A 24,551-nucleotide genomic window follows, 5' to 3' on the forward strand; every position below is an offset into this window, starting at 1 on the left:
TCAACTGTCCCCCTCGGTCGCATCGTTCCGCTCGTCACTTCACACGTCCGCGCCGGCCACCGATGGCACCTCGGTCGCCCTTGAACTTGCCCTGCTTGTCTGCGTTTTCGGCGTTCTTGACCAGTCCCAGATCTCCCGCGAGCCCCCACAGTGCCTGTTTCACCGTGGACTTCGCCTCCAGATCCTGCATTCGGCCCGCGTCCACGACCGCCTGCAGTTCCTTGAAGTTCGCGGGGACGACGATCCGGGCCACCTTCGTGGCCGTGATCTTCTCGATCAGCGGCGGCTGGATCTCCGTGTTGCGGGTGTAGCGGTTGACGACCGTGATCGTCTCCTCCGCCTTGCGGATCTGCAGCCGGTCCCAGAGCCGGACCATGCGTTTGGCGGCCCGGACCGTCACCACGTCGGGCGTGGTCACCAGCAGGGTCCGGTCCGCCATTTCGATCGCTGCGGCGTTGGCGGAGTTCATGTGCGTACCGCAGTCGATGATCACCACTTCGAAGCGGTGCCTCAGTGCGCTGATGGTCTGGCGTACGACCCGGTCGCTGACCTCCTCGCCCCGCTCCCCCTCTCCCGGAGCGAGCAGCAGCCCGATTCCGGTGTCGTGGTTGAACAGGGCGTCCTGGAGCACGCGGGGCGAGATGTCCTGGATGGTGGAGAGGTCGACGATCGACCTGCGGAACTGGACGTCGAGGTACGAGGCCACGTCACCGGACTGCAGGTCCAGGTCGGCCAGGGCGACGGTGTGCCCGGACGCCTTGGCCGCGAGGGCGAGCTGGACGGCGGTGACCGTCGTGCCGACGCCGCCCTTGGCTCCGCTGACGGTGACGACCGTGCCGCCCGGGCCGGTGAAGACGTCCGCTCCCTGGCCCAGGTGGCGGCGGACGCCCACGGACCAGGCCGCTGCGGCCTGTACTCGCTGGGCCAGTTCCTCGTACGAGATCGGCAGACCGACCAGGCCTCGCGCACCGGAGTCCATGGCGGCCGAGTAGAGCCCCGGGCTCGCGTCGGTGGTGACCAGCACGACCCCGACCGCCGGGAAGCGGAGGGCCACCTCCCGGATCAGCTCGAGCGCTGGAACCGGACCGATCCGCTCATGTACCAGCACGACCTCGGGCAGCTCGTCCAGGGACTCGCCGGCCAGCCGTGCCAGGGTGTCGAGCAACGAGGTCGAGTCACCCAGAGGCCCGGCCGGCTCCGCGTCGGGGAGCTGGCTGAGCAGCGTGGTGATGGATCGGGCGGCGTCGGCTTCACCGACGGCCGGGAGGATTCTGGTACTCATCCGGCCCTCACTTGTTCTTGTCTTCGTCGAGGTTGTAGCTGCCCTCGCCCGGACGGAGCGTGGTCGGGCTGTTCTCCGGGAGGAGGGCGAGACGTACGTGCTCGGCGAAGGACTCGGCGTAGGCGACGCGCTGGGCGTCCGTGGTGTTGAGGGCGAAGGTGATCGGCACCGCCTCGGTCGGGCCGCTGTTGCGGTCGTCGCGCTTCGGGTCCAGGGCGGTCAGCTGGCCCACGTCGATGACCTTGGCGTTGGGCACGATGACGCGCGAGGTGGCCTTGTCGCCCTCCTTCTCGCCGGCGAAGGTCGCGAAGATGTTGACGAGGTTGCCGGGGCGGATCTTGCCTGCGACACCGGTCGCGGCGTCGATCATGATGGCTATCTCCTGCTCGCCGTTCTCCACCCTCGGGCGCTTGACAAGCATGTCGTCCTGGAGGAGGGAGCCCTTGCGCAGCTGGGTGACGGCGATCTTGCCGTTGATGATCGCGAGGTCGGTGACCGCGTTCTCGGACAGCCAGCGCTTGGGCATCTCGACCTTCTCGAACTGCCCCGGTTCAAGTGCCGTGTACGGGGCCACATCCGTTTTCACCTGGTAGGCAGTCACCTCCGGACCGACCTTCGAGTTGACGTCGCTGATCACCGAGAGCACACCGGCGAAGGCGCCGAAGGCACAGAGGACCGACAGGAGCAGAAGGATGACGCCGCGGCGTTGCCGTGAGTTCATGAGCGGAGCAACCTCGTTGGGAGACGTGGGCCGATGAGCGGGCAGATGGGCGGAGCGGATTCGTGCCGTTTCGGATCATGAGGCGGAGCGGTGCGGAACGGGCGGGGCGGGCGGCCGTGCCGTACGGGCGCGGGGACCCGGAGCCTTTCGGTCCGGTAGTGCCGTCCGGTTGTGCCGTCCGACTGTCCTGTTCCGGCTGCCGAGAAGCACAGCGGGACGCACGGTGCGGTGTTCTACGAACCTTGGCGCATGGGTGTTCCTTGGTTCAGGACACCGGAAGCGCGCGTTTGGTTCTCCTGCGGCTTCAGTGGCGCCGAGCACAACCCACAGCGGTCGCCGATGAGTTCATTTCCGCACCAGGTGCAAACCTCCCTGCGGACCGAGGAAACCAGCTGGTAGATGACCGAGATATCGGGCAGGAAAGCAGCGAATTCGATCATCTTCGACGTGCCCCACCAGCCCGGTGAATCCGAGGGCAGCGCGACTTCGTGCACGGCCTGGACCTGCCAGGCCGGTGCGATCGTGCCGGTCACCCAGTCCGACTGCAGCTGGCCCTTGGCGACCAGCAGGTGCGTACCGAACTCGGGGCCGGCCAGCTCTCCCGCACCGATCTTGATCAGCTGGGGGTTCGGGTTGGCGATCACCCCGAACTGCGAGCCGGGTACCCATGACTTGGCGTGGGCCTTCAGGCTGACGGGGACCCGGTCGAGCTTGGTGACGGAGTTGAGGAGGGCGCCGGCGTGGATGTAGTGGGCGAGCAGCCTGGCGGCGGATGCCACCACCCCGGCGCTGAAGTCGCAGATGGACAACTGCCGCAGCTGCCGCACGAGGACGGCGAGCCCGAGGGGCGGGAGGTCCACCTTGAGCAGGGCGATCCGGTCGCTCTCGAGCATGTTGCGGATGGTGTGCAGCCGCCTCTCGTGCACGGTCGCGATGTTGGCCGGATAGACGGCGATGACATAGCCGTGCTGATCGAGCAGCACCTGCATGTCCACCAACGCCTGGTCCAACGCCTGGTCACCGGGCGCCTGCAGGAGCGCCGCGGGCGGCGTCTGCTGGTCGGTGGGCGGTAGGACCAGGTCGGCACTGGTCACTGCTATTGCGGTCGGCACGCTGTTCCCCGTTCGGCTCCGGCCGCCGCGTACCGCCGGCCGCAATCGCTCCCTGCTCCGTGCTCCTGATCCAGCACTTTATCCACGTACCCGGATGCAGAGAACACCTTTCGGCCCTCAGTAAGTCACTCCACAGGAGTTCCACACAGGGCCCTCGTACCCAAATCGGGAGATGTGACCAGTCGTTAAATTCCGTACCAGCAAAAGGTTTAATCGCGTACTTCACGACTAGGTGTGATCGACTCCCTGTTGTCGCACGTCAGCACGGTGGGAGCGCTTCCCATTCCGCCGCGGGACGCGGAAATCCGGGCCCAGCGCGCACTCTGGGCCCGGATTGGGGCCCCAGGACCCACGCCCATCACCTGCTTCGCTCCGTAGTCTCCGGTTCCTGCCGGCGGTGGCTGCCGGGTGCGAAGGGAGCTCCTCGAATGGATCAGATCGGGCGAATACCGTCGCTTTCCGGGCGCCGGGGCAACAGGAGATGGTACGGCCTGCCGCTCGACGACCGCGGCGCCACCGCGACGGAGTACGTGGGCATGGTCGTGGTCGTGACCTCGATCATCGGCGCGCTCACCGCGACCCAGGTCGGCGGTCGTGTCGCCGAGCGGTTCAAGTGCGCCGTCACCTTCGGGGAGTGCGGCAGCGGCGGCGAGAACGAGGCGGCTCCCAAGACGGACGCCGACTACGAGCCACCGCTCTGTCAGCTCTCCTCCCTCTCCGACAAGGCCGGGGCGAAGGCCAAGGTCCTGTTCATCGAATGGGGCGAGGAGTACGGCTTCCAGCAGCAGACCTTCCAGTCGAAGACCGACATGAACGGTGACGGCAAGGTCGACGAGAACGACCAGCAGGTCACCATGACCTTCACCGACGCCGCTTCCATCGCCGCCAAGAAGGACTGGAAGCCGGGTGCCAAGGTCGGCAAGTTCGGTTCGGACAAGGTGGAGCTCGGAGCCGGCATCAAGGTCACCAACGGTGACACCTGGGTCTTCAAGAGCGAGGAGGAGGCCAAGTCCTTCCGCGACGACATCGAGCTGCTCAAGACGTACGAGCTGAGCAACCGGCACGCCAACGCCCAGGGGGCCGGCCTCGGCAACAGCCTCCTCTACCTCTTCGGCAAGGGGCCCATGGCCGAGGAGGAGAAGCTCCGCAAGAGCATCGACGAGAAGCTGGGCGACCGGCACATCAGCTACGGCAAGGTCGGCTTCGAGGCCAGCGCCGCCGCGGGTATCAAGATCGGCGCGGGCGACGACAAGAAGCTGAGCGCGGCGCTGGGCGGCAACTTCAAGTTCTCGCCCGAGGTGACCTGGACGGACAACAACTTCAAGGGCACCAAGGCGTACACGTACTCCGCTGCGATCGAGTACGGCACCAAGGCCTCCTACGAAGCCGGCCCGATCAGCGGGGAAGCCGGCGCCTCCACCACGCAGACCGGTTCCATCACCGTCACCCACGACAAGGAGACCGGTGAGCTGCTGCGCATCGACATGACGCGGACGGTGGAGAAGGGCAGCGTCAAGGACGGCGTCAAGGTCGGCGGCGACAACGGAAAGTCCGGCACCGACAAGCGCGGCGGCAGCGGGAGCGTCAAGGGCGGTGACTCGGAGACCGGCATCGAGGTGGTCACCAACTCGGTGGTGCTGAAGCCGGGCCCGGAGGGCGACGCCGACCGGAAGATCGCACAGGACTGGCTGAACGGGAACGGCAAGTACGGCATGCCCTTCAGCTACATGTTCAGCGACCACGCGCCGACGTCGCGGCCGGGCGCCGACGACCCGTTCGGGCAGCTGCTCTTCGACAACGGGCTCTCGAGCCGGACGACGTACACCGGCCAGACCGAGGCCGCGGAGTACGGCTTCGAGCTGAACCTGGGCCTCAGCGTCGGCTTCTCGGTGTCCACCGAGAAGAAGGAGGAGATGCTCAACGACGCGGAGTTCCTCGGGGCACCCAACGGAGGCAGCCGGAGCTATGTGCCGTACAGCTACTGTGCGAACTGATCACGGCCGACAGGAGCAGCCAGCCATGGACAGCAGCGGAATCAAGCAGGACAGGACACCTCGCGGCGGACGTACCGGGCGCGGAGTGATCGCCGGGGGCCTGGTCCTCGCCCTGGGCGTGTTCGCCGTCGGATGCGGTGACGACGCCGCCACCGGTACGTCACCGCAGGGGTGGGGCAAACTCACCACCCCGGCCGTCTCGGTGGCGCACCCGGCCGCCTTCAAGGCGCAGAGCGATGCCGAGCGCAGCAAGTTCAACGCCGCCGGGGCCCGGCTGACGGAGGACGGCCGGACGGTCGGCACCATCACCGTGCAGCTGGACTTCACCAATGCCGATTCGGTGGAGGAGGCGGCGATCGGCGCCGAGGCCGGGATCGCGCTCGGGGCGACGCTCAAGAAGCAGTCGGACGTCACCGTCAAGGGACCCGAGGAGGTGCGGGAGGCCAAGCGGGTCGAGTTCGAGTTCACCTCCGGCGGCGAGGACGGGACCCCCGCGAAGGGCACCCGCGTCAAGGGTGTGATCATCACGGGCCTGGACTCGGAGAAGAAGACGTACGCGGTCCGCATCGATGCCGCCAAGGGCACGCTGGCCGCATCCGACCTGGACCGGATCATCGAAAGCATCACGGTGAAGTAGGTCCTTCGATGCTCCTCACCGGCCGATACGGAGGCACACCCGCATGACTCGCTACAGCTACCCCGGGACCCCCACCCACCGGGACGACGGACGCGGGGCAGCCGTCTTCGCGCTGGCCCGCGCCTGGGCTGCCGGCATCGTCGTGCTCGTCGTCACCGAGTACGTGCAGGCCACCGTCGTGTACGAGCACGTGGCCACCCCGGAACGGATGGAGAGCTTCGGCGGCCGTCTGCTGCTGATCCACATCCCCAACGCGATCTGCCTCGCCCTGGCCACGTGGGCGGCGGCCCGGGTGCACCGCGAACCCTTCCGCCACTCGCTGCCGCAGCACGTGACCGCCGCCATCGCCGTGCCCGTCGTGGCGCAGCTGCTGAACATGGCGGTGCAGTGGGAGGAGATGGCCGCGGAAGGGCTGTTCATGTCGAACGCCGTACTGGCTGTGGGGTGCGTGAGCGGATACATGGCGGCACGGCTGCAGGACGACGCCTGAGCGCCTCGTTCATTGTGCGGGTTGTGACGAGCTGCCGCCAGAGGTCTTGACAACTTGATTGGTCTGGACCAGTTTATGGCCAGCGGTGGCCACCGTTTCACGCCAGCACCCCCAACTCCCCCACCGGAGGCAGCAAGTGGAACGCTCCGCAGGCAGCAGACACAGAAGAGGCCGTTCCCGGGCCTTCCTCGGCGGGGCGGTCGCCGCCCTCGCGGCCGGCGCCCTGACCGTCACCGGGCTCGTCAGCAGCGCGGAGGCGGCCGACGTCAACGTCGCCAAGAACGCCGGATTCGAGTCCGGGCTCTCCAACTGGACCTGTTCCGCCGGAAGCGGCAGCACCGTCTCCTCACCCGTCCACGGCGGTGCGTCCGCCCTCAAGGGCACCCCCGCCGGCCAGGACCACGCCAAGTGCACGCAGACCGTGGCGGTGAAGCCCAACTCGACGTACTCGCTGAGCTCCTGGGTGCAGGGCGGATACGCCTACATCGGCGCGAGCGGCACCGGGACGACGGACGTCTCCACCTGGTCCCCCGGGTCCGGTTCCTGGACCCAGCTCAGGACCAGCTTCACGACCGGCGCCTCCACCACGTCGGTGACCGTCTACACCCACGGCTGGTACGGCCAGGCGGCCTACTTCGTCGACGACGTGGAGGTGACCGGGCCCGACGGCGGCGGCGGTACGGACCCCGAACCGGCGATCCCCGGCACCCCCGCCGGCCTGACCGTCGGTGCGACGACGTCCTCCTCCGTGTCCCTGTCCTGGAACGCGGTCTCCGGCGCCACCGGGTACACCGTCTACCGGGGCGGCACCAGGGCGACCACCTCCACCGGCACCTCGGCGACCGTGACCGGGCTGGCCGCGGACACCGCGTACCAGTTCTCCGTGAGCGCCACCAACTCCGCCGGTGAGTCGGTCAAGTCGGCGGCGGTCAGCGGCCGTACGGCCAAGGCCGACGACCCCGGCCCCGTGACCTCCGTGCCCAAGCACGCGGTGACCGGTTACTGGCAGAACTTCAACAACGGCGCGACCGTCCAGAAGCTCAGCGACGTACCCGCGAACTACGACATCATCGCCGTCTCCTTCGCGGACGCCACGGCCACGCCCGGTGCCGTCACCTTCAACCTGGACTCGGCGGGTCTGAACGGCTACACCGTGGCCCAGTTCAAGGCCGACATCAAGGCCAAGCAGAGCGCGGGGAAGAACGTCATCATCTCCATCGGCGGCGAGAAGGGGACGGTCGCGGTCAACAGCGACGCCTCCGCCACCGCGTTCGCCGACTCGGTGTACGCGCTCATCCGGGAGTACGGCTTCAACGGGGTCGACATCGACCTCGAGAACGGCCTCAACTCGACCTACATGACGAAGGCGCTGCGCTCCCTGTCGTCGAAGGCGGGCTCCGGTCTCGTCATCACGATGGCGCCGCAGACCATCGACATGCAGTCGACGTCCGGTGAGTACTTCAAGACGGCGCTCAACATCAAGGACATCCTGACCGTCGTCAACATGCAGTACTACAACAGCGGTTCGATGCTGGGCTGCGACGGCAAGGTGTACTCGCAGGGCTCGGTGGACTTCCTCACCGCGCTCGCCTGCATCCAGCTGGAGGGCGGCCTCGCCCCGTCGCAGGTCGGCCTCGGTGTCCCGGCGTCCACCCGCGGTGCGGGCAGCGGCTACGTCGCCCCGTCCATCGTGAACGCGGCCCTGGACTGCCTCGCCAAGGGAACGAGCTGCGGTTCGTTCAAGCCGTCCAGGACCTACCCGGGGCTGCGCGGTGCGATGACCTGGTCCACGAACTGGGACGCCACGGCGGGCAACGCCTGGTCGAACGCGGTCGGCCCGCACGTCCACGGACTCCCGTAGCCGGACCGGACCTTCGAGCCAGCAGCGCCGCCGCTCCCCCGGCGGCGCTGCTGCGTTCCCGCGGACGCCTACGGCGCTGTCACCAGGGCAGGTCGCGCACCTGCTGGACGCACAGCACGACGAACAGCAGACCTGCCGCGCCCAGCATCCCGTTGCTGAGCCAGCCGTTGCGCCACTCCCTGGGCGTACGGGAGGAGTTGAGCAGCATCAGCAGGGTCAGTGCCAGGAACGGCATGAAGAAGGCGCCGAGCACTCCGTACCCGATGACCAGGCCGAACGGCTCGTCCAGCCAGAGCAGGGACATCGGCGGGAAGGTCAGCCAGAGCAGGTACGCGCGGAAGGGTACGGACCGCTCCTGGCGGCCGATCGTCCCGCTGCCCGCCCTCTCCGGGTCCCCGCTGCGGCGGCCGGCCCGCACCCTCTCGACGAAGTCGGCGAACATCAGGCTCACACCGTGCCAGACGCCGATGAGCGACGAGAACGAGGTGGCGAAGAAGCCGACGAGAAACAGCTTCGCGGTGGTCGCCCCGAAGCGGTCCTGAAGGACCTGACCGAGGTCGATCAGCCCCCGGTCGCCCTTCGTGAGGGCGATCTGCGAGGAGTGCAGCAGTTCGGCGCCGACGATCAGCATGGCGACGACGAACACGCCGGTGGTGATGTAGGCGGCCCGGTTGTCGAGCCGCATCACCTTCATCCAGGAGGAGTTGCTCCAGCCCTTGGCGTTCACCCAGTAGCCGTACGCCGCCATGGTGATGGTGCCGCCGACCCCGCCGATCAGTCCGAGCGTGTAGATCAGCGAGCCGTCGGGGAGCACGGGCAGGAGTCCCGCGAAGGAGGCGCCCACGTCCGGCACCACCCGGATCGCGACGTACACCACGACGACGAACATGACGCCGATCAGGACCGTCATGACCTTCTCGAAGACGGCGTACTGGTTGAACCAGACGAAGACCAGGCCGACCAGCCCGGTGATGATCGCCCAGGTCTTCAGCCCCGGTCCGTCGGGGAACAGCGCCACGATGGGCAGGGCGCTGGAGGACATGGCCGTCGCGCCGTACACGAAGCCCCAGATGACGACGTAGATCGCGAAGTACACCGTGGTCCACCCGCCGATGCTGCGCCAGCCCTCGAAGAGGGTGCGGCCCGTCGCGAGGTGCCACCGGCCCACCGCCTCGGCCAGGGAGATCTTGACGAGGCAGCCGATGACGGCCGCCCACATGAGGGTGTAGCCGAACTTGCTCCCCGCGATGAGTGTCGCGACGAGGTCCCCGGCGCCGACGCCGGTGGCCGCGACGACGATGCCGGGTCCGATGTACTTCCACCTGGATTTACGGGGACGGGAGTCGGGCTCCCCGGTTCCTGATCCTTCGACGGTTCCCGGCCCCGTCCCTGATCCTGACTCTGTGGTTCCGCTTGTGTCCACCATGCCGATCAACGAAGCGCAAAGAGGCAGATCGCACAAGAGGGCGCGTCGCACCGTCCGCTCCGGCCGCACCGGAGCCCGGTGCGGCCGGAGGGATCGGATCCGCGGGCCGGAGGGGTCAGATCACCAGGCTCAGCGCCGCGGCGACCACGAAGCCCGCGACCGAGAGGACCGTCCAGGACTTCAGGGTGTCCCGCTCCGAGGAAATCCACCGTGCCGAACCAGTTCACCCCGCGAAAGCGCGGATACCCGGGTGTCTCCCCGGCCTTGACCCGGCGGAAGAACGCGGCGAACGCCTTGTCCAGCCGCCGCCACGTCGCCTGCTGCGAACTGAACGACCGGCGGCCCTGACGTTCAGGGTCGAAGGCCCGGATGTCCTTCAGCTGCCCGGACTGCTGCCCGTACCTGATACCTGTCAAGGAGGGGTGCCGGTAGGCGTCACGGCGTTCCTGTAACACCCCGTTGTAGAGCGAGCAGTGATCCCGCAGCATCTCGCCCAGCGCGATCGCCTGACCCACGGTGGGCCTCAGGAGAACTGGTACGCACGGATCACCCCGCTCACCCCCCTGCGGTCGGATCCGCGAACCAGCGTATCCTCGGCGAACGTCACCACACCGGGAACCAGACCCCCCTCACCCGCAGGAGTGACAACGCCCTCCACAACCTGAACGCCACCAGGTCGAGCGGGAAGCGGGTCAGCCGAGTACGGCGAGGGCGTCGATCTCGATGAGGAGTCCCGCGGGGAGGCCGACGTAGACCGTCGTACGGGCGGAGGCGGGGGCCTTGAGCCCCTGCTCCTCGAAGTACGCGTTGTAGATCGCGTTCATCTCGGCGAAGTGGTCCACGTCCGTGAGGTAGACGCGCATCATCATCACGTCGTCCCAGCTCGCGCCGCCCTCCTCCAGGATCGCCTTGACGTTGGCGAAGGTCTGCAGGGTCTGCTCGCGCAGCGTCGGGCCGGCCGGGGTGGGCGCCTGGCCCTCGACGGCGGGCAGGAAGCCGACCTGTCCGGCGACCTGGAGGATGTTGCCCTTCTTCACACCGTGCGAGAACTTCGCGGGCGGGGCGGTGTGGGTGCTGGGGGTGAGTGCGGTCTTCTCGGTCATGACGGTTCAGGCTTTCTTGGTGGGGGTGGCGCCGGAGTACTCCCGGCTGATGGTGTCGGCGGTGCGGCGCACCAGGGGGAGCAGGGTGAGGAGTTCCTCGGCCGTGACGACCACGTTCGGCGCGGACACCGACATGGCGGCGACGACCCGTCCGTCCGCGCCCCGGATGGGGGCGCCGACGCAGTTGATGGACTCCTCGTGGCCACCGAGGTCGGTGGCCCAGCCCTGTTCGCGCACACCGGCGAGTTCCTTGAGGAACGCGCCGGCGTTCGGGGTCGAACGGGACGTGTACATGGGGTAGTCGAGCCGTTCGGCGATCGCGCGCCGCTCCGGCTCGGTCAGGTCGGCCAGGAGCAGCTTGGCGACGGCGGCGACGGTGATCGCGACGGGCTTGCCGATCCGCGAGTACATCCGTACCGGGTAGCGGCTCTCGACCTTGTCGATGTAGAGGACCTCGTTCTCCTCGTACACGGCGAGGTGCACGGTGTGCCCGCACTGTTCGTTGAGCTCGACGAGGTGGGTGTGCGCGATCTCGCGCACGTCGAGGTTCTCGACGGCTTCCTGCGCGAGGGCGAAGAGCCGGGCGCCGAGGCGGTAGCGCTGGTCCTGCTGGCGGTAGACGAGTCCGTGCTCGTGGAGCGTACGCAGCAGGCGAAGCGCCGTGGACTTGTGGACGCCGAGCCGCTCGGCGACCTGGCCGAGGTCGGCGGGGCCCTGGGCGAGCAGCGGCAGGATGCTCAGCGCGCGGTCGACGGTCTGACTCATGCCCGTGCCTCGCAGTCCTCGGCCAGGACTTCGCCCGGGACGCCCCTCTTGTCTGTTCTCTCGCTGCGCTCGTTCACGGCGTACGTACCTCCGGATCGTCCCCCGTCCACCCGGGGCCGAGACGAAGTCTCCCCCAGGCGTCGTCGTCGAGGTCCGCGAGACGGTCCGCGTGCCCGCGGGCCGGGGGCCCGGTGAGGTCGCCGGGGACGGTGAGGACGGCCGCGGCCATGAGGTGGCCGTGCCGGATCCGGTGCCGTACGGGCAGTCCGCGCAGGGTGGCGGAGAGGAATCCGGCGGCGAAGGCGTCACCCGCGCCGACGGGGGCGACGACGTCGACGTGGAGGGCGGAGACGGTGGTGGCGGTGTCGGTGTTCCCGGCGCCGCGCGAGAACACCGTCGCGCCCTCGCTCCCCCGCTTGACGACCAGGACGGACGGCTCCGGCAGCGCCTCGCGGATGGCGGCTGTCCCGCGTACCCCCCACGCCTCGTCGGCCTCGTCCTCGCCGACGAACACGAGGTCGCAGCGGCGGGCGAGGCCGAGCAGTACGTCCGGTCCCGCGGCGCCGTTCCGCCACAGGCCGGGGCGGTGGTTGACGTCGAAGGAGACCAGCGGGCGGCGTTCCCGTGGGGCGGTCAGGTCGTGGAGCAGTGCCAGGCAGTCCGCGGAGAGCGCGGCCGTGATGCCGGACAGGTGCAGGATGCGGCCGGCCAGGAGGTCCTCGTACGGAACGTTGTGCGGGGACATCGCGGAGGCGGCGGATCCCGCCCGGTAGTAGGCGACCTCGTGGGTGTCGGTGGCCCGGTCGGTCGCCGTGCGGAAGTAGATGCCGGTGGGGCGGTCCGGGTCGCGTCGTACGGCGGAGGTGTCCACGCCGTATCCGGCGACGGCGGCGACGAGGTGGTCACCGAAGCCGTCGGCGCCGACCCGGCTGACCCACCTGGTCCGGTGGCCGGCCGCGGCGAGCGCGCAGGCGACGTTGGACTCGGCGCCGCCGATGCCGCGGCCGAAGGTGGGTACGTCGGCGAGGCGGCCGGGCTGCGAGGGCAGGAACGTCACCATGGACTCACCGAGACAGACGACGTCCGCGTCTGCGGTGCTTGTCCCGGCTGCGGATCCGGACACTCTGGGCTCCTCGTGGTCGGCTGTCGGCGCCGGTGCTCACCATTGACCCGGCATCGGCTCGGATGTTAGACAGCGTCAAGCGATATGCGCAATGGGTGTTGCACATAGTGCAACGATCACTTTCGAGGAGGCTCCCTTGGCCGCCGAGCAGTCCGTCACGGCACTCATCGACGAACGGGTCGACCACCGCTTCAAGGCACTGCCGCCCGACGCGGAGGGACTGAGCGTCGGCGCCCTGGCCGCCGAACGCCGGAACCTCTTCACCGGCGGGTTCACCACCCCGGTGCTGGCTCTGTCCGCGGAGTCGGTCGAGGCGAACCTCGCGCTGCTCGAAACGTACGCCGAGCGGCACGGCCTGGCCTTCGCGCCGCACGGCAAGACGTCGATGTCCCCGCAGCTCTTCGCCCGTCAACTGGAGTACGGCGCCTGGGGCATCACGGCCGCCGTCCCGCACCAGGCCCGCGTCTACCGCGCCCACGGCATCCGGCGGATCTTCCTGGCCAACGAGGTCGTCGACGCGGTGGCGCTGCGCTGGCTGGCCGCCGAACTGGACGGCGACCCGGACTTCACGTTCGCCTGTTACGTCGACTCCGTACGCGGTGTCGAGCTGATGGACGAGGCCCTGCGCGCCGCGGGCGCCGTCCGCCCCGTCGACGTCGTCGTGGAGCTGGGCGCGGGGCAGGGCGCGCGCACCGGCGCCCGCACGGAGGCCGACTGCACGGCCGTCGCCGACGCGGTGGCCGTCACGTCCACGCTGCGCCTGGTGGGCGTCGCCGGGTACGAGGGCGAGGTCCCGGACGCCTCCCCCGAGCGCGTACGGGAGTGGCTGCGCCGTCTCGTCGCGCTGGCCGCCGGCTTCGACACGGCCGGCCGCTTCGCGCGGCTCGCCCCGGCCGACGAGATCCTGATCAGCGCGGGCGGCAGCGCCTGGTTCGACGCGGTCGCCGACGTCTTCGCGGGGATTCCCGAACTCTCCCGTCCCGTCTGCAAGCTGTTGCGCTCCGGGGCGTACGTCTCGCACGACGACGGCCACTACCTGCGCATCACCCCGTTCAACCGGGTCCCGGAGGAGGGCGTCCTGCAGCCCGCCTTCCGGCTCTGGGCCCAGGTGGTCTCGCGCCCCACCGGCGAGCAGGCGTTCCTCAACGCGGGCAAGCGGGACGCGGCGTACGACCTCGACCTCCCGCAGGCGCAGGTCGTACGGTCCGGGCGCGACGGCTCGGTGCGGGCCGCCACCGGTATCACGGTCACCGGTCTGTCCGACCAGCACACCTGGGTGGGTACGGAGGAGGGCGCCGAGCTGGAGGTGGGCGACTGGGTCGGCATGGGGCTGTCCCACCCGTGCACGAGCTTCGACAAGTGGCAGCTGATTCCTCTGGTGCAGCGGGACGGCACGGTCACGGACTACATCCGCACGTTCTTCTGACCCCTACAGGGTTCGGTCCCCCACCCCGCCCCCTCCCGGGACCGGCCCCCTGAAAGGCGAGCCGCACCATGGACCTGGTCATCCGCGACGCGACCGTCATCGACGGCTCCGGCGCCCCCGCCCACCGAGCCGACGTGGGCATCGACGACGGCCGGATCGTCGAGATCCGGGGCGAGGGCGACGGCCCGCGCCCCACCGCCGCCCGCACCCTGGACGCCGACGGCCTCGCGCTCTCCCCCGGCTTCGTCGACATGCACGCCCACAGCGACCTGGCCCTCCTGCGCGACCCCGACCACAGCGCGAAGGCCGCCCAGGGCGTCACCCTCGAAGTCCTCGGCCAGGACGGGTTGTCCTACGCCCCCGCCGACGACCGCACGCTCGCCGAGGTGCGCCGCGCCATCGCCGGCTGGAACGGCGACGGCTCGGACATCGACTTCGACTGGCGCACCGTCGGCGAGTACCTGGACCGCCTCGACCGCAACTTCGACGGCCGGGGCATCGCCGTCAACGCCGCCTACCTGATTCCGCAGGGCACCGTACGGATGCTCGCGGTCGGCTGGGAGGACCGCCCGGCCACCGGCGCCGAACTGACCCGGATGAAGGAACTCGTCGCGCAGGGCATGGCCGAGGGCGCGGTCGGCATGTCCTCAGGGCTGACGTACACCCCGGGGATGTACGCGAACGACGCCGAACTCACCGAGCTGTGCCGGGTGGTGGCCGAGCACGACGGCTACTACTGCCCGCACCACCGCTCGTACGGAGCCGGGGCGCTCGCCGCGTACGAGGAGATGGTGCAGCTCACCCGTGACGCCGGCTGCGCTCTCCATCTCGCCCACGCCACCATGAACTTCGGCGTGAACAAGGGTAAGGCGCCGGACCTCCTCTCACTCCTGGACGACGCCCTCGCGTCGGGCGCGGACATCTCGCTGGACACCTACCCGTACACCCCGGGCTGCACGACGCTCGTCGCGATGCTGCCGAGCTGGGCGGGCGAGGGCGGTCCCGAGTCGGTCCTGACCCGGCTCGCGGACGACGCGACGGCGGAGCGGATACGTCATCACCTGGAGGTCGTCGGCTCGGACGGCTGCCACGGCGTCCCGATCGAGTGGGACACGATCGAGATCTCGGGCGCCCGCGCACCGGACCTGTCCGGATACGTCGGCCGTACGGTGGCCGAGTCCGCCCGGCTGCGCGGCGAGGCCCCCTGGGTGACCGCCCGCCGGCTGCTCATCGAGGACCGGCTGGGCACGACGATCCTCCAGCACGTGGGCCACGAGGAGAACGTCCGGCAGATCATGCGCCACCGGGTGCACACCGGAGGCAGCGACGGCATCCTCCGGGGCGACAAGCCCCACCCGCGCGCCTACGGCACCTTCCCCCAGTACCTCGGCCGGTACGCGAGGGAGTTGGGCATCCTGACCCTGGAGGAGTGCGTCGCCCACCTCACCTCCCGCCCCGCCGCCCGCCTGCGCCTGCCGGACCGCGGCCTCGTCCGCGAGGGCTACCGCGCCGACCTGGTCCTCTTCGACCCGGCCACGGTGGCCGCGGGCTCGACCTTCGAGGAGCCGCGCGCCCTGCCGGTGGGCATCCCGCACGTCCTGATCGACGGCCGCTTCGTCATCGAGGACGGCAGGCGGACCAGTACCCTGGCCGGCCGCGCGGTACGGGGACCGGGGCGGGCGCGGGGCTGAGGGAGGCACCCTTCGGGTGAACCTCCGGCGGAAGGAGGGGTCGCCGAAGCCGGGACTACGGCCCCGGTTCGACGACCGTTCCCGTTACGGCTTGGGCAGCGCGCAGCCCGTCCTGTTCAGGTCGATCCGGTTGCCACTGCCGATGCACGGCACGATGCCGTAGGTCTGCTGGGCGTAGTTGATGCCCTCGCGTACGGTGACGGTGCCGTTCTCGTCCACCTCGCACGGGTTGTTGTCCGTGCACTGCTGCCCGTCCTCGTTACCGGTGTTGTTGACGGCGACCACTTTGCCGGTCGCGTCGTCGATCACCGGGGAGCCGGACGTACCGCCGATGGTCCTGCAGGCGGAGGTGTAGCGGATCGAGTCCTTCCAGGTCCAGGCGCCTTCCTTCAGCCGGTAGGCGAACCCGTCGATGTCGCAGCTGTAGGTGCGCTTCCAGTAGCCCGAGGCCACCGTGATCGCGGAGCCCTGGACGGGTCGCGCGGCGTCGAGTTCCAGCGCCGCTATGCCGTAGCGGCTCTTGATCTGGGCGTACGTGCTGGTGAGCTGGTAGAGCGAGACGTCCGTGTCCGTCATCGTTCCGTACGCGACCTTGCTCGCGCGCAGGGTGCCGACACCGCGGCCCGCAGCGTTCAGCAGCGTGAAGCTGCGGGTCGAGGCCTGGTTGAGGACGACTTCGCCCGGGTCGGGGAAGCCGCTCTCCAGGCAGTGCCCGTTGGACATCACGAGCGCCGGGTCGCCGGGCTGCGAGGACGGCGCCCGTACGACCGAGCCGGAGCAGTTGCTGAGCGCGACCGTCCCGGCGAAGCCGACCGCATTCACCCGGATTTCGGCGGTGTCGGGACCGGTGGCCGCGGTTGCGGGTGCGATGCCCGCGCCGAGGAACAGGACAGCAAGAAGTGCGCCGATGAGAGGCTTGTTCATGTGGGGGTCCCCTCCGTATATGCCGGTGACCGGAGTTCCTCCGGTTTTTGACATGCGCATGTTTGCGTAGGGAGAGGGACCCCACAAGGGGCGAATTCAAGCCGGGTGGATCAGCGCACGGAGTTCACCGTCCGCGCCGCCCTCACCTTCCTGACGACGGGCCTACCGAGGAGGACCCCCGCCAGCACCAGGACCAGCCCGCCGGGCCGGCGCACCGTGAGCACCTCGCCCGCGATCACCGTGGCCAGCAGGACACCGGTCACGGGGTCGAGCAGGCCGACCAGGCCCACCGTGGCCGCGGGCAGGTGCCGCAGGCCGGCGAACCAGGCGGCGAAGGCCAGCGCCGTCGCCACCACGGAGACGTAGCCGAATCCGAGCAGGGCGGGCGCGTCCAGACGCGGCGGCGCCCCCTCGAGAGGGCCGGGAGCACACCCGGGACGGCTTTGTAGGGTCGGTGCATGACACTCGACCTCGACGCCTATTTCGCCCGCATCGACTGGTCCGGGGAGCGCCGCCCCACACGGGAGGTGCTGCGGTCCGTGCACCGCGCCCACATGCTGGGCATCCCGTTCGAGAATCTGGAACCCGTCCTCGGCAGTGCGCCCTCCCTGGCGCTTCCCGACGTGGAGGCGAAGCTCGTCCGCAGCGAACGCGGCGGGTACTGCTACGAGCACAACACCCTCCTCGCCGCGGCCCTGACCCAGCTCGGCTTCCGGGTGACGCTGCTGGCCGCGCGCGTGGTGCTGGGCGCCGCCCCCGGCGACGTCAGGCCCCGTACCCACATGCTGTTGCAGGTGGAGACGGAGAACGACGCCGCCGACCCCACGGCTCCCACCGTCTTCCTTGCCGATGCCGGCTTCGGCTCGAACGGGGCGCTGCTCGAACCCATCCCGCTGATCGTGGACACCGAACTGCACGACACGCCGCGCCACCACAGGCTCGTGCACGCCCCGCACGACGGACCGCTGGAGCTGTGGGAGCTGCAGACGGACAAGGGCGGGGTCTGGGAGCCGCAGTACGAGTTCACCCTGGAGCCGTTCGAGGCTCCGGACTTCGAAGTCATCAACTGGCACATCGCCACCAATCCGCGCTCACCCTTCCAGCAGGCGGTGTACGCACAGCGCACGCTGCCCGGCCTCCACCGGGCGCTCTCCGGCCGCACCCTCGTCGAGACCACGGACGACGGAACCGTCGCGGAACGGGAGCTGGGCGACACGGCCGAGGTGCTGCGCGTCCTGGCCGACGACTTCGGTGTACGCCTCCCCGGGGGGACCGCCCTGCCCGGGTGAGTCCGGTGGCGTGGCGCATCTCACTCGGCTCCGTACGTCACGCCCGCATTCCAAGCCCCGCCGCCGCCCCGACCGGCCCATCCCACGGTGGGCGGCCGTGGGCGGCATGCCGATGGAAGACGGGACGGACCGGCGCGGAACCCTGAGGGAGCAACCCGGGGCCCCACTCCGAGCACCGTGCGAAACACGGTCGTAAGCTCGCAGACATGCAGGTCATCCAGTCCACGAAGCTCTCAGGCGTCTGCTACGAGATCCGCGGCCCCGTGCTCGAAGAGGCCATGAGGCTCGAAGCAGCAGGTCACCGCATCCTCAAGCTCAACACCGGCAACCCTGCCGCGTTCGGCTTCGAGTGCCCGCCCGAGATCCTCGAGGACATACTGCGCAACCTCGCGGGGGCGCACGGCTACGGCGACGCGAAGGGCCTGCTGTCCGCGCGCCGTGCGGTGATGCAGCACTACCAGACCAAGGGGATCGACCTCGACGTCGAGGACGTCTACCTGGGCAACGGCGTGTCCGAGCTGATCCAGATGTCCATGCAGGCGCTGCTGGACGACGGCGACGAGGTGCTCGTCCCCGCTCCCGACTACCCGCTGTGGACGGCCTCGGTCTCGCTGGCCGGCGGCACGGCCGTGCACTACAGGTGCGACGAGCAGGCCGACTGGATGCCCGACCTCGCCGACATCGAGCGGAAGATCACCGACCGCACCAAGGCCATGGTGATCATCAACCCGAACAATCCGACGGGTGCGGTCTACGGCGACGAGATGCTGCGCGGGCTGACCGAAATCGCCCGCCGCCACAACCTCGTCGTCTGCTCCGACGAGATCTACGACCGGATCCTGTACGACGGCGCGACCCACACCCCGACCGCCGCCCTCGCCCCCGATCTGATGGTGCTCACCTTCAACGGGCTCTCCAAGAACTACCGGATCGCCGGGTACCGCTCCGGCTGGATGGCGGTCTGCGGCCCGAAGGCGCACGCCACCTCGTACATCGAGGGACTCACGGTCCTGGCCAACATGCGGCTGTGCGCCAACATGCCGGCCCAGCACGCCGTGGCCACCGCGCTCGGCGGACGGCAGTCGATCAACGATCTGGTGCTCCCTGGCGGACGGATCCTGGAACAGCGGGACACGGCGTACGACCTGCTGACGCAGATTCCCGGCGTCACCTGTGTGAAGCCGAAGGGGGCCCTGTACCTCTTCCCGAGGCTCGACCCCAAGGTCTTCAAGATCAAGGACGACCGGCAGATGGTGCTCGACCTGCTGCGGGCCGAGAAGATCATGGTGGTGCAGGGCACGGGCTTCAACTGGCCGGAACCCGACCACTTCCGGGTCGTCACCCTGCCGTCCACCAAGGATCTGACCGACGCCATGACCCGGATCGGGAACTTCCTGGACGGGTACAGCCAGCCCTGAGACCGTGTTCCGGCGCGAGCGGTCCGCCCACCCTCCGGACCACTCACAACTTTAGACTGAATCCAAGCTAGGATGGCCTTACAGCAACACCAGGAGGCCAGCCATGTACGAGCCGATCCGCACCAAATCGGTCCACACACCGGCCGACGACGCCGATTTCCCGCACCGCACCCGTGAGGAGGAGCTGGACATCCAGCTCGCCGGCCATCTGGCCGCTCTCCTCGCGGTCACCGACGAGCTGGGGCTCGGCACCGCGGGCGACCGCATCGCCGAGCAGGTGGCCCGGCTCCGCGGGAACCCTCCCACCCGGCACGCCGGCCTGAGCGACGCACCCGCGGCCGCTCTCCACCGCCGCGCCCACGCCCTCGCGGGCCGGGCCCTGGTGGTGGCCGCGTCCCGCGCCGACACGGCCGTGGCGATCCTCTCGGCCGAGCGCATGGACGCGCACACGGCCGCGATGCCGACGGCCACCGCGCCGGACTCCGCCGCGCCGCCCGAGCTGGTCGGCGCCCTCTGACGGCCCCGGTCCACGGGTCGCGAAGACTCGTGGACCGGGTGCCACCGCACAGGCTAGGCGGCGCGGACGCGTACCGTCACGGACGCCGTCGAGGCGCTGTGCAGGGCATCGCCCGCATAGCTGACCGTGTACACGACCTCGCCGCGCGCGGAGGGCAGGTCGTTGATCCGGAAGGTGCCGTCGGCCGCGACCGCCGCCGAGGTCAGCGTGCCGGTGCCCCGCCTGTCGGTGCGCTGCACGGACAGGGTGATGCCCGTGGGCAGCGCCCGGCCCTGGCCGGTGAGCGTGCCGGTGATCTCCAGGCTCTGGTTCTTCGTCCCCTCCGCCGGTGCGGTGAGCACGATCGCCGTCGGCGCCCTGTCCACCGCGACGGCAAGGGTGACGTCCTCGGCCGGACGGTGCGTCACATCGCCCATGAACGAGAGCGTGTACGTGGACTCGCCGACCAGCGAGGGGACGTCGAGGACCGTGAACGAGCCGTCCTCGCCCACCTCCACGGCCGCCAGCTTGCGGTCGCCGTTCGCATCGTGGCGCACGGCCGAAACCTTCACCGGCTCGGCCGGGGCGGGCCCGTCGAGCTCCAGCCGGCCACGGATTCCCAGCGGTTCACCGACGACCGCCCGGCCCGGGGTGGTGGACAGGGAGCCCGTGAAGCGGGAGTCGTACTGGGCCGCGGGCGGCTGGATCACGTGCAGCCAGTAGGAGGTACCCGAGGCGTTGGTGGTCACGGCGAAGAGCCGGGAGCCGTCGTTCGACCACCCGAGACCGCGCGGGGCGATCCGGGCGCCGTCCAGTTCACCCTCGAAGGCGAACTCGGACGCGGTGGTTCCCTCTTCCGGGTCCGCCTTCTGGATCAGCAGGTCGGGTACGGAGCCTGTGGCGGTGGCGCCCCGCGCGACGTACCTGCCGTCGCCGCTGAAGGCCACGGCCGAGGCCTTCGCCCCCTCCGGGAGCGGCTGGTAGGCCGTCGGGGCGTCGGACAGATCGGTGGCGTCGAGCAGCCGGGTGCCGTAGGAGGCGTCGGCGACGGCCAGTCGGCTGCCGTCCGGGGTGAGCGCCAGGTCCTTGAGGTCGAGGGCGCCCGCCCCCTCGCTGTCCGCGAAGCGGCGCTGCGGGCCCCGGACGAGCGTGTCGCCGCTGCTGTCGAACGTGGTCAGGTAGGGGTTGGCCTCTCCGGTGCTCAGCGTCTGCCCCGTGGCGAGCAGGTCCGGGGCACCGGGTGTGGTCGCGAAGTGCAGCCTGCCCGCGCCTTCCCAGCCCGTCGTGTAGACCCCGGCGCTGCCGGTGCCGAACAGCTGGCTCACGCGATCGTCGCACTGCGTGGCGTACGCGATCTCGGTGAACCACACCTTGCCGCCCGAGTAGGCGACCTGCCGCCCGCACTCACCCCAGTAGTAGGTGGAGGCGTGGGTGGTCTTCGCGTGGGTCACGGTGTCGTACGCCGCGATCCGGCCCATCTCCGACACGAACAGCTTGGTGCTGTCCGTGGAGAGCGCGATGCCGCTCACGGCACCGGCCGTGCTCGGCAGCGTGGCGACGCGCTGGCCCTGGAAGTTGTAGACGAGCACCGACGACTTCGTGTTCAGCAGGCGGGTGTCGTCGCTCACGTAGACGCGCTCGTGCACGGAGTCCACGACCATGGAGGAGAACGACGAGATGGGCAGCTTGGCCACGTCGTCGTCGGCCGCGTGGGCGGCGGGTGCCGCGAGCACGGTCAGGCCCGCACCCGCGAGTGCGAGCGCGAGCAGTGTCGCGATGCTGCGTCTCTTCTGCTGTGACCTGTTCAACTGTGTCCCCCCACAGGGTTGTCGGCGCCTGCGGTACCCGGCAGGCGGTCTGTGAGGACCATGCAACTGTTGTGAAGAGGATGTGCACAAGGAGTTGGCGTTACACGGGTGTTCCTACCGAAAAGGGACAGCCCCCGGAGCCGTGAGGGGCTCCGGGGACCAGGGGCGTGTTCGTGCACGTCCCTACCGCGGCGGGCAGTTGACCCCCACAGGTCAGGGCGGATGTCGGGATGCCCGGCCACGGAGATCGAAGGGGCGTCAGCCCAGGCGCTGCACCAGCGCCCGGTACTCGTCCCACAGTTCCGTCGGCGTGTGGTCGCCGAAGGTGTTGAGGTGCTCGGGGATCAGCGCGGCCTCTTCGCGCCAGACCTCCTTGTCGACGTTGAGCAGGAAGTCCAGGTCGGACTCGGAGAGGTCCAGCCCGTCGGTGTCCAGGGAGCCCTTGGCCGGCAGGATGCCGATCGGGGTCTCGACGCCCTCGGCCTTGCCCTCCAGGCGCTCGACGATCCACTTCAGGACACGGCTGTTCTCACCGAAGCCGGGCCACACGAACTTGCCCGCGTCGTTCTTGCGGAACCAGTTCACGTAGTAGATCTTCGGGAGCTTCGACTGGTCCGCCTTGTCGGCGCCGACCTCGACCCAGTGCTTCATGTAGTCGCCCATGTTGTAGCCGCAGAACGGCAGCATGGCGAACGGGTCGCGGCGCAGTTCGCCGACCTTGCCCTCGGCGGCGGCGGTCTTCTCGGAGGCCACGTTGGCTCCGAGGAAGACACCGTGCTGCCAGTTGAAGGACTCGGTGACCAGCGGGACGGCGGAGGCACGGCGGCCGCCGAAGAGGATGGCCGAGATCGGCACGCCCTTCGGGTCCTCCCACTCGGGCGCGATGATCGGGCACTGCCCGGCCGGCACCGTGAAGCGGGCGTTGGGGTGGGCGGCGGGCGTACCGGACTCGGGGGTCCAGTCGTTGCCCTTCCAGTCCGTGAGGTGCGCGGGAAGCTTCTCGGTCATGCCCTCCCACCACACGTCGCCGTCGTCGGTGAGCGCCACGTTGGTGAAGACGGAGTTGCCCCACATGGTCTTCATGGCGTTGGCGTTGGTGTGCTCGCCGGTGCCGGGCGCGACGCCGAAGAAGCCGGCCTCGGGGTTGATCGCGTACAGCTGGCCGTCCTCGCCGAACCGCATCCAGGCGATGTCGTCGCCGATCGTCTCGACGGTCCAGCCGGAGATCGTGGGCTCCAGCATGGCGAGGTTGGTCTTGCCGCAGGCGCTCGGGAAGGCGGCCGCGACGTACGTGCTCTCCCCGCGCGGCGGGGTGAGCTTGAGGATCAGCATGTGCTCGGCGAGCCAGCCCTCGTCACGTGCCATGACGGACGCGATGCGCAGCGCGTAGCACTTCTTGCCCAGCAGGGCGTTGCCGCCGTAGCCGGAGCCGTACGACCAGATCTCGCGGTCCTCGGGGAAGTGCGAGATGTACTTGGTGGAGTTGCACGGCCACGGAACGTCCTCCTGGCCCTCCTCCAGAGGCGCGCCCAGCGTGTGGACGGCCTTGACGAAGAAGCCGTCGGTTCCGAGCTCGTCGAGGACCGCACTGCCCATGCGCGTCATGGTGCGCATCGAGACGGCGACGTAGGCGGAGTCGGTGATCTCGACGCCGATGGCGGAGAGCGGCGAGCCGACGGGGCCCATGCAGAACGGGACGACGTACATGGTGCGGCCGCGCATGGAGCCGCGGAAGACGCCCTTGTCGCCCGTGAAGATCTCCCGCATCTCGGCGGGGGCCTTCCAGTGGTTGGTCGGGCCCGCGTCCTGCTCCTTCTCGGAGCAGATGAAGGTGCGGTCCTCGACGCGGGCGACATCGCTCGGGTCGGAAGCGGCGTAGTACGAGTTCGGACGCTTGACCGGGTCAAGTTTCGTGAAGGTGCCCTTGGCGACGAGCTCCTCGCACAGGCGCTCGTACTCGCTCTCGGAGCCGTCGCACCAGACCACACGGTCCGGCTCGGTGAGGGCTGCGATCTCGTCTACCCAGGAGACGAGCTCCTGGTGCTGGGTGGGAACAGTGAGGGGAGCCGCGATGTCGCGCGCCACGATCGCTCCTTGTCGAGGGTGTCTGTTGTAGGTGCCCCGTGGGGGCTGCGACCCGGATGCTGACCCCTTCATTTTCCCCTGGCGCTCATCCGGTGCCGACCGCACTCATTTGATCATCCGACCATCGCGCCCATATGTCCAGAGGGCCGCCCACGTGAGCATCGCCACTCATATTCGTTACCTACGGTTGCGTAGGTAACATGCGGTCATGACTTCTGCCGCCGCCGCGTCCGGACCCGTCGTCCTCGATGACCCCGTCCCCGAGAAGCCACGGATGCGCGGCTGGCTGCACGCCGGAATGTTTCCCGCGGTGGTCATCGCGGGCATCACCCTGATCGCCCTGGCCGACGGCACACGCGCCCGGGTCGCCTGCGCGATCTACATCGCGAGCGCCTGCCTGCTGTTCGGCGTGAGCGCGGTCTACCACCGCGGCACCTGGGGGCCGGTCGGCGAAGCCGTGCTGCGCAGGCTCGACCACGCCAACATCTTCCTGATCATCGCGGGCACCTACACCCCGCTGACCCTGCTCCTGCTGCCCGAGTCCACCGGGCGGCCGCTCCTGTGGGCGGTGTGGGGGGCCGCGGCGGCCGGCATCGCCTTCCGGGTGTTCTGGGTCGGCGCGCCGCGCTGGCTCTACACCCCCTGCTACATCGCCATGGGCTGGGCCGCGGTGTTCTTCCTGCCCGACTTCATGCGCACGGGCGGCATCGCGGTCCTCGTCCTCGTCGTCGTCGGCGGGCTGCTCTACAGCGCGGGCGGCGTCATCTACGGCATCAAGCGGCCGAACCCCTCGCCGCGCTGGTTCGGCTTCCACGAGGTGTTCCACTCACTGACGCTGGCCGCTTTCATCGTCCACTACATCGGCATCTCGCTCGTCGCCTACCAGCACGGCTGAGCGGT

General features: G+C 69.5%; 20 protein-coding genes and 2 pseudogenes. 10 read left to right on the top strand and 12 right to left on the bottom strand.

Annotation, left to right across the window (positions count from 1 at the left end):
* Positions 1–34 precede the first annotated feature (34 nt).
* The 3 genes from OG844_RS22130 to OG844_RS22140 all read right to left on the bottom strand — a co-directional run bounded on the left by OG844_RS22130 (position 35) and on the right by OG844_RS22140 (position 3,097).
* Complete coding sequence (locus OG844_RS22130) at positions 35–1,282, bottom strand: CpaE family protein (protein ID WP_406392524.1); 1,248 nt, start codon at positions 1,280–1,282, stop codon at positions 35–37.
* Between the two features lie 7 nt (positions 1,283–1,289).
* Positions 1,290–2,003 carry a Flp pilus assembly protein CpaB gene (gene cpaB / locus OG844_RS22135; protein WP_406392526.1) on the bottom strand — a complete coding sequence of 238 codons (714 nt, stop codon included), beginning with the start codon at positions 2,001–2,003 and terminating at the stop codon, positions 1,290–1,292.
* A gap of 233 nt (positions 2,004–2,236) precedes the next feature.
* Positions 2,237–3,097: a hypothetical protein gene (locus OG844_RS22140; RefSeq protein WP_406392527.1), complete on the bottom strand. Its 861-nt coding sequence runs from the start codon at positions 3,095–3,097 to the stop codon at positions 2,237–2,239.
* 446 nt (positions 3,098–3,543) lie between these two features.
* On the opposite strand from OG844_RS22140, the gene OG844_RS22145 reads away from it, so the two are divergent.
* The 4 genes from OG844_RS22145 (at position 3,544) to OG844_RS22160 (ending at position 8,097) form a co-directional block, all read left to right on the top strand.
* Positions 3,544–5,109, top strand: coding sequence for a hypothetical protein (locus OG844_RS22145; protein WP_406392528.1), 1,566 nt, complete (start codon positions 3,544–3,546; stop codon positions 5,107–5,109).
* 25 nt (positions 5,110–5,134) lie between these two features.
* Positions 5,135–5,746 (top strand): hypothetical protein, encoded by a 612-nt coding sequence (locus tag OG844_RS22150; RefSeq protein ID WP_406392529.1) that lies wholly within the window; start codon positions 5,135–5,137, stop codon positions 5,744–5,746.
* 43 nt (positions 5,747–5,789) lie between these two features.
* Entirely contained in the window at positions 5,790–6,236 is a 447-nt protein-coding gene (locus tag OG844_RS22155) for a hypothetical protein (RefSeq protein WP_406392531.1), read from the top strand.
* Positions 6,237–6,372: 136 nt separating this feature from the next.
* Positions 6,373–8,097 (top strand): chitinase, encoded by a 1,725-nt coding sequence (locus OG844_RS22160; RefSeq protein ID WP_406392532.1) that lies wholly within the window; start codon positions 6,373–6,375, stop codon positions 8,095–8,097.
* 79 nt (positions 8,098–8,176) lie between these two features.
* Here the strand turns inward: OG844_RS22160 and OG844_RS22165 are convergent, their stop codons facing one another.
* The 5 genes and pseudogenes from OG844_RS22165 to OG844_RS22185 all read right to left on the bottom strand — a co-directional run bounded on the left by OG844_RS22165 (position 8,177) and on the right by OG844_RS22185 (position 12,514).
* Positions 8,177–9,523: an Nramp family divalent metal transporter gene (locus OG844_RS22165; protein ID WP_406392533.1), complete on the bottom strand. Its 1,347-nt coding sequence runs from the start codon at positions 9,521–9,523 to the stop codon at positions 8,177–8,179.
* 200 nt (positions 9,524–9,723) lie between these two features.
* Positions 9,724–10,073: pseudogene (locus OG844_RS22170) on the bottom strand (helix-turn-helix domain-containing protein); the annotation flags it as partial.
* Positions 10,074–10,215: 142 nt separating this feature from the next.
* A complete protein-coding gene (locus OG844_RS22175; protein ID WP_356418626.1) occupies positions 10,216–10,626 on the bottom strand; it encodes a RidA family protein in 411 nt (136 codons plus the stop codon).
* A 6-nt stretch (positions 10,627–10,632) separates the two neighbouring features.
* Positions 10,633–11,391 (bottom strand): IclR family transcriptional regulator, encoded by a 759-nt coding sequence (locus OG844_RS22180; RefSeq protein ID WP_383806650.1) that lies wholly within the window; start codon positions 11,389–11,391, stop codon positions 10,633–10,635.
* Between the two features lie 73 nt (positions 11,392–11,464).
* A complete protein-coding gene (locus OG844_RS22185; RefSeq protein ID WP_406392534.1) occupies positions 11,465–12,514 on the bottom strand; it encodes a sugar kinase in 1,050 nt (349 codons plus the stop codon).
* A 91-nt stretch (positions 12,515–12,605) separates the two neighbouring features.
* Between OG844_RS22185 and OG844_RS22190 the strand changes: the two genes are divergently transcribed.
* Positions 12,606–13,940 (top strand): amino acid deaminase, encoded by a 1,335-nt coding sequence (locus OG844_RS22190; RefSeq protein ID WP_406392536.1) that lies wholly within the window; start codon positions 12,606–12,608, stop codon positions 13,938–13,940.
* A gap of 68 nt (positions 13,941–14,008) precedes the next feature.
* Entirely contained in the window at positions 14,009–15,631 is a 1,623-nt protein-coding gene (locus OG844_RS22195) for an amidohydrolase family protein (protein ID WP_406392538.1), read from the top strand.
* An 84-nt stretch (positions 15,632–15,715) separates the two neighbouring features.
* Here OG844_RS22195 and OG844_RS22200 read toward each other — a convergent pair whose 3' ends face one another.
* Together OG844_RS22200 and OG844_RS22205 are read right to left on the bottom strand one after the other, a co-directional pair.
* Positions 15,716–16,555, bottom strand: coding sequence for a serine protease (locus OG844_RS22200; RefSeq protein WP_406392539.1), 840 nt, complete (start codon positions 16,553–16,555; stop codon positions 15,716–15,718).
* A 110-nt stretch (positions 16,556–16,665) separates the two neighbouring features.
* Positions 16,666–16,971: pseudogene (locus OG844_RS22205) on the bottom strand (EamA family transporter); the annotation flags it as partial.
* A gap of 42 nt (positions 16,972–17,013) precedes the next feature.
* On the opposite strand from OG844_RS22205, the gene OG844_RS22210 reads away from it, so the two are divergent.
* The 3 genes from OG844_RS22210 to OG844_RS22220 all read left to right on the top strand — a co-directional run bounded on the left by OG844_RS22210 (position 17,014) and on the right by OG844_RS22220 (position 19,779).
* The gene (locus OG844_RS22210) at positions 17,014–17,844 is read left to right on the top strand and encodes an arylamine N-acetyltransferase (protein WP_406392540.1); all 831 of its coding nucleotides are present in this window, start codon (positions 17,014–17,016) and stop codon (positions 17,842–17,844) included.
* Positions 17,845–18,050: 206 nt separating this feature from the next.
* The gene (locus OG844_RS22215) at positions 18,051–19,262 is read left to right on the top strand and encodes a pyridoxal phosphate-dependent aminotransferase (RefSeq protein WP_406392542.1); all 1,212 of its coding nucleotides are present in this window, start codon (positions 18,051–18,053) and stop codon (positions 19,260–19,262) included.
* 103 nt (positions 19,263–19,365) lie between these two features.
* Positions 19,366–19,779 carry a hypothetical protein gene (locus OG844_RS22220; protein ID WP_406392543.1) on the top strand — a complete coding sequence of 138 codons (414 nt, stop codon included), beginning with the start codon at positions 19,366–19,368 and terminating at the stop codon, positions 19,777–19,779.
* A 53-nt stretch (positions 19,780–19,832) separates the two neighbouring features.
* On the opposite strand, the gene OG844_RS22225 is transcribed toward OG844_RS22220, so the two are convergent.
* Both OG844_RS22225 and OG844_RS22230 read right to left on the bottom strand, forming a co-directional pair.
* Positions 19,833–21,566, bottom strand: coding sequence for a YncE family protein (locus OG844_RS22225; RefSeq protein WP_406392545.1), 1,734 nt, complete (start codon positions 21,564–21,566; stop codon positions 19,833–19,835).
* 258 nt (positions 21,567–21,824) lie between these two features.
* Positions 21,825–23,651 (bottom strand): phosphoenolpyruvate carboxykinase (GTP), encoded by a 1,827-nt coding sequence (locus OG844_RS22230; protein WP_406392547.1) that lies wholly within the window; start codon positions 23,649–23,651, stop codon positions 21,825–21,827.
* A 208-nt stretch (positions 23,652–23,859) separates the two neighbouring features.
* Between OG844_RS22230 and trhA the strand changes: the two genes are divergently transcribed.
* On the top strand, positions 23,860–24,546 hold the full coding sequence (gene trhA, locus OG844_RS22235; RefSeq protein ID WP_406392548.1) for a PAQR family membrane homeostasis protein TrhA: 687 nt from the start codon (positions 23,860–23,862) through the stop codon (positions 24,544–24,546).
* Positions 24,547–24,551 lie beyond the last annotated feature (5 nt).

The organism is Streptomyces sp. NBC_00887 (assembly GCF_045207585.1).

Coding starts and splice junctions, on each gene's coding strand:
- OG844_RS22130 (WP_406392524.1), bottom strand. CDS start 1,282: ATGAGTACCAGAATCCTCCCGGCCGTCGGTGAAGCCGACGCCGCCCGA.
- cpaB (WP_406392526.1), bottom strand. CDS start 2,003: ATGAACTCACGGCAACGCCGCGGCGTCATCCTTCTGCTCCTGTCGGTC.
- OG844_RS22145 (WP_406392528.1), top strand. CDS start 3,544: ATGGATCAGATCGGGCGAATACCGTCGCTTTCCGGGCGCCGGGGCAAC.
- OG844_RS22150 (WP_406392529.1), top strand. CDS start 5,135: ATGGACAGCAGCGGAATCAAGCAGGACAGGACACCTCGCGGCGGACGT.
- OG844_RS22155 (WP_406392531.1), top strand. CDS start 5,790: ATGACTCGCTACAGCTACCCCGGGACCCCCACCCACCGGGACGACGGA.
- OG844_RS22165 (WP_406392533.1), bottom strand. CDS start 9,523: ATGGTGGACACAAGCGGAACCACAGAGTCAGGATCAGGGACGGGGCCG.
- OG844_RS22175 (WP_356418626.1), bottom strand. CDS start 10,626: ATGACCGAGAAGACCGCACTCACCCCCAGCACCCACACCGCCCCGCCC.
- OG844_RS22180 (WP_383806650.1), bottom strand. CDS start 11,391: ATGAGTCAGACCGTCGACCGCGCGCTGAGCATCCTGCCGCTGCTCGCC.
- OG844_RS22190 (WP_406392536.1), top strand. CDS start 12,606: ATGGGTGTTGCACATAGTGCAACGATCACTTTCGAGGAGGCTCCCTTG.
- OG844_RS22195 (WP_406392538.1), top strand. CDS start 14,009: ATGGACCTGGTCATCCGCGACGCGACCGTCATCGACGGCTCCGGCGCC.
- OG844_RS22200 (WP_406392539.1), bottom strand. CDS start 16,555: ATGAACAAGCCTCTCATCGGCGCACTTCTTGCTGTCCTGTTCCTCGGC.
- OG844_RS22210 (WP_406392540.1), top strand. CDS start 17,014: ATGACACTCGACCTCGACGCCTATTTCGCCCGCATCGACTGGTCCGGG.
- OG844_RS22215 (WP_406392542.1), top strand. CDS start 18,051: ATGCAGGTCATCCAGTCCACGAAGCTCTCAGGCGTCTGCTACGAGATC.
- OG844_RS22220 (WP_406392543.1), top strand. CDS start 19,366: ATGTACGAGCCGATCCGCACCAAATCGGTCCACACACCGGCCGACGAC.
- trhA (WP_406392548.1), top strand. CDS start 23,860: ATGACTTCTGCCGCCGCCGCGTCCGGACCCGTCGTCCTCGATGACCCC.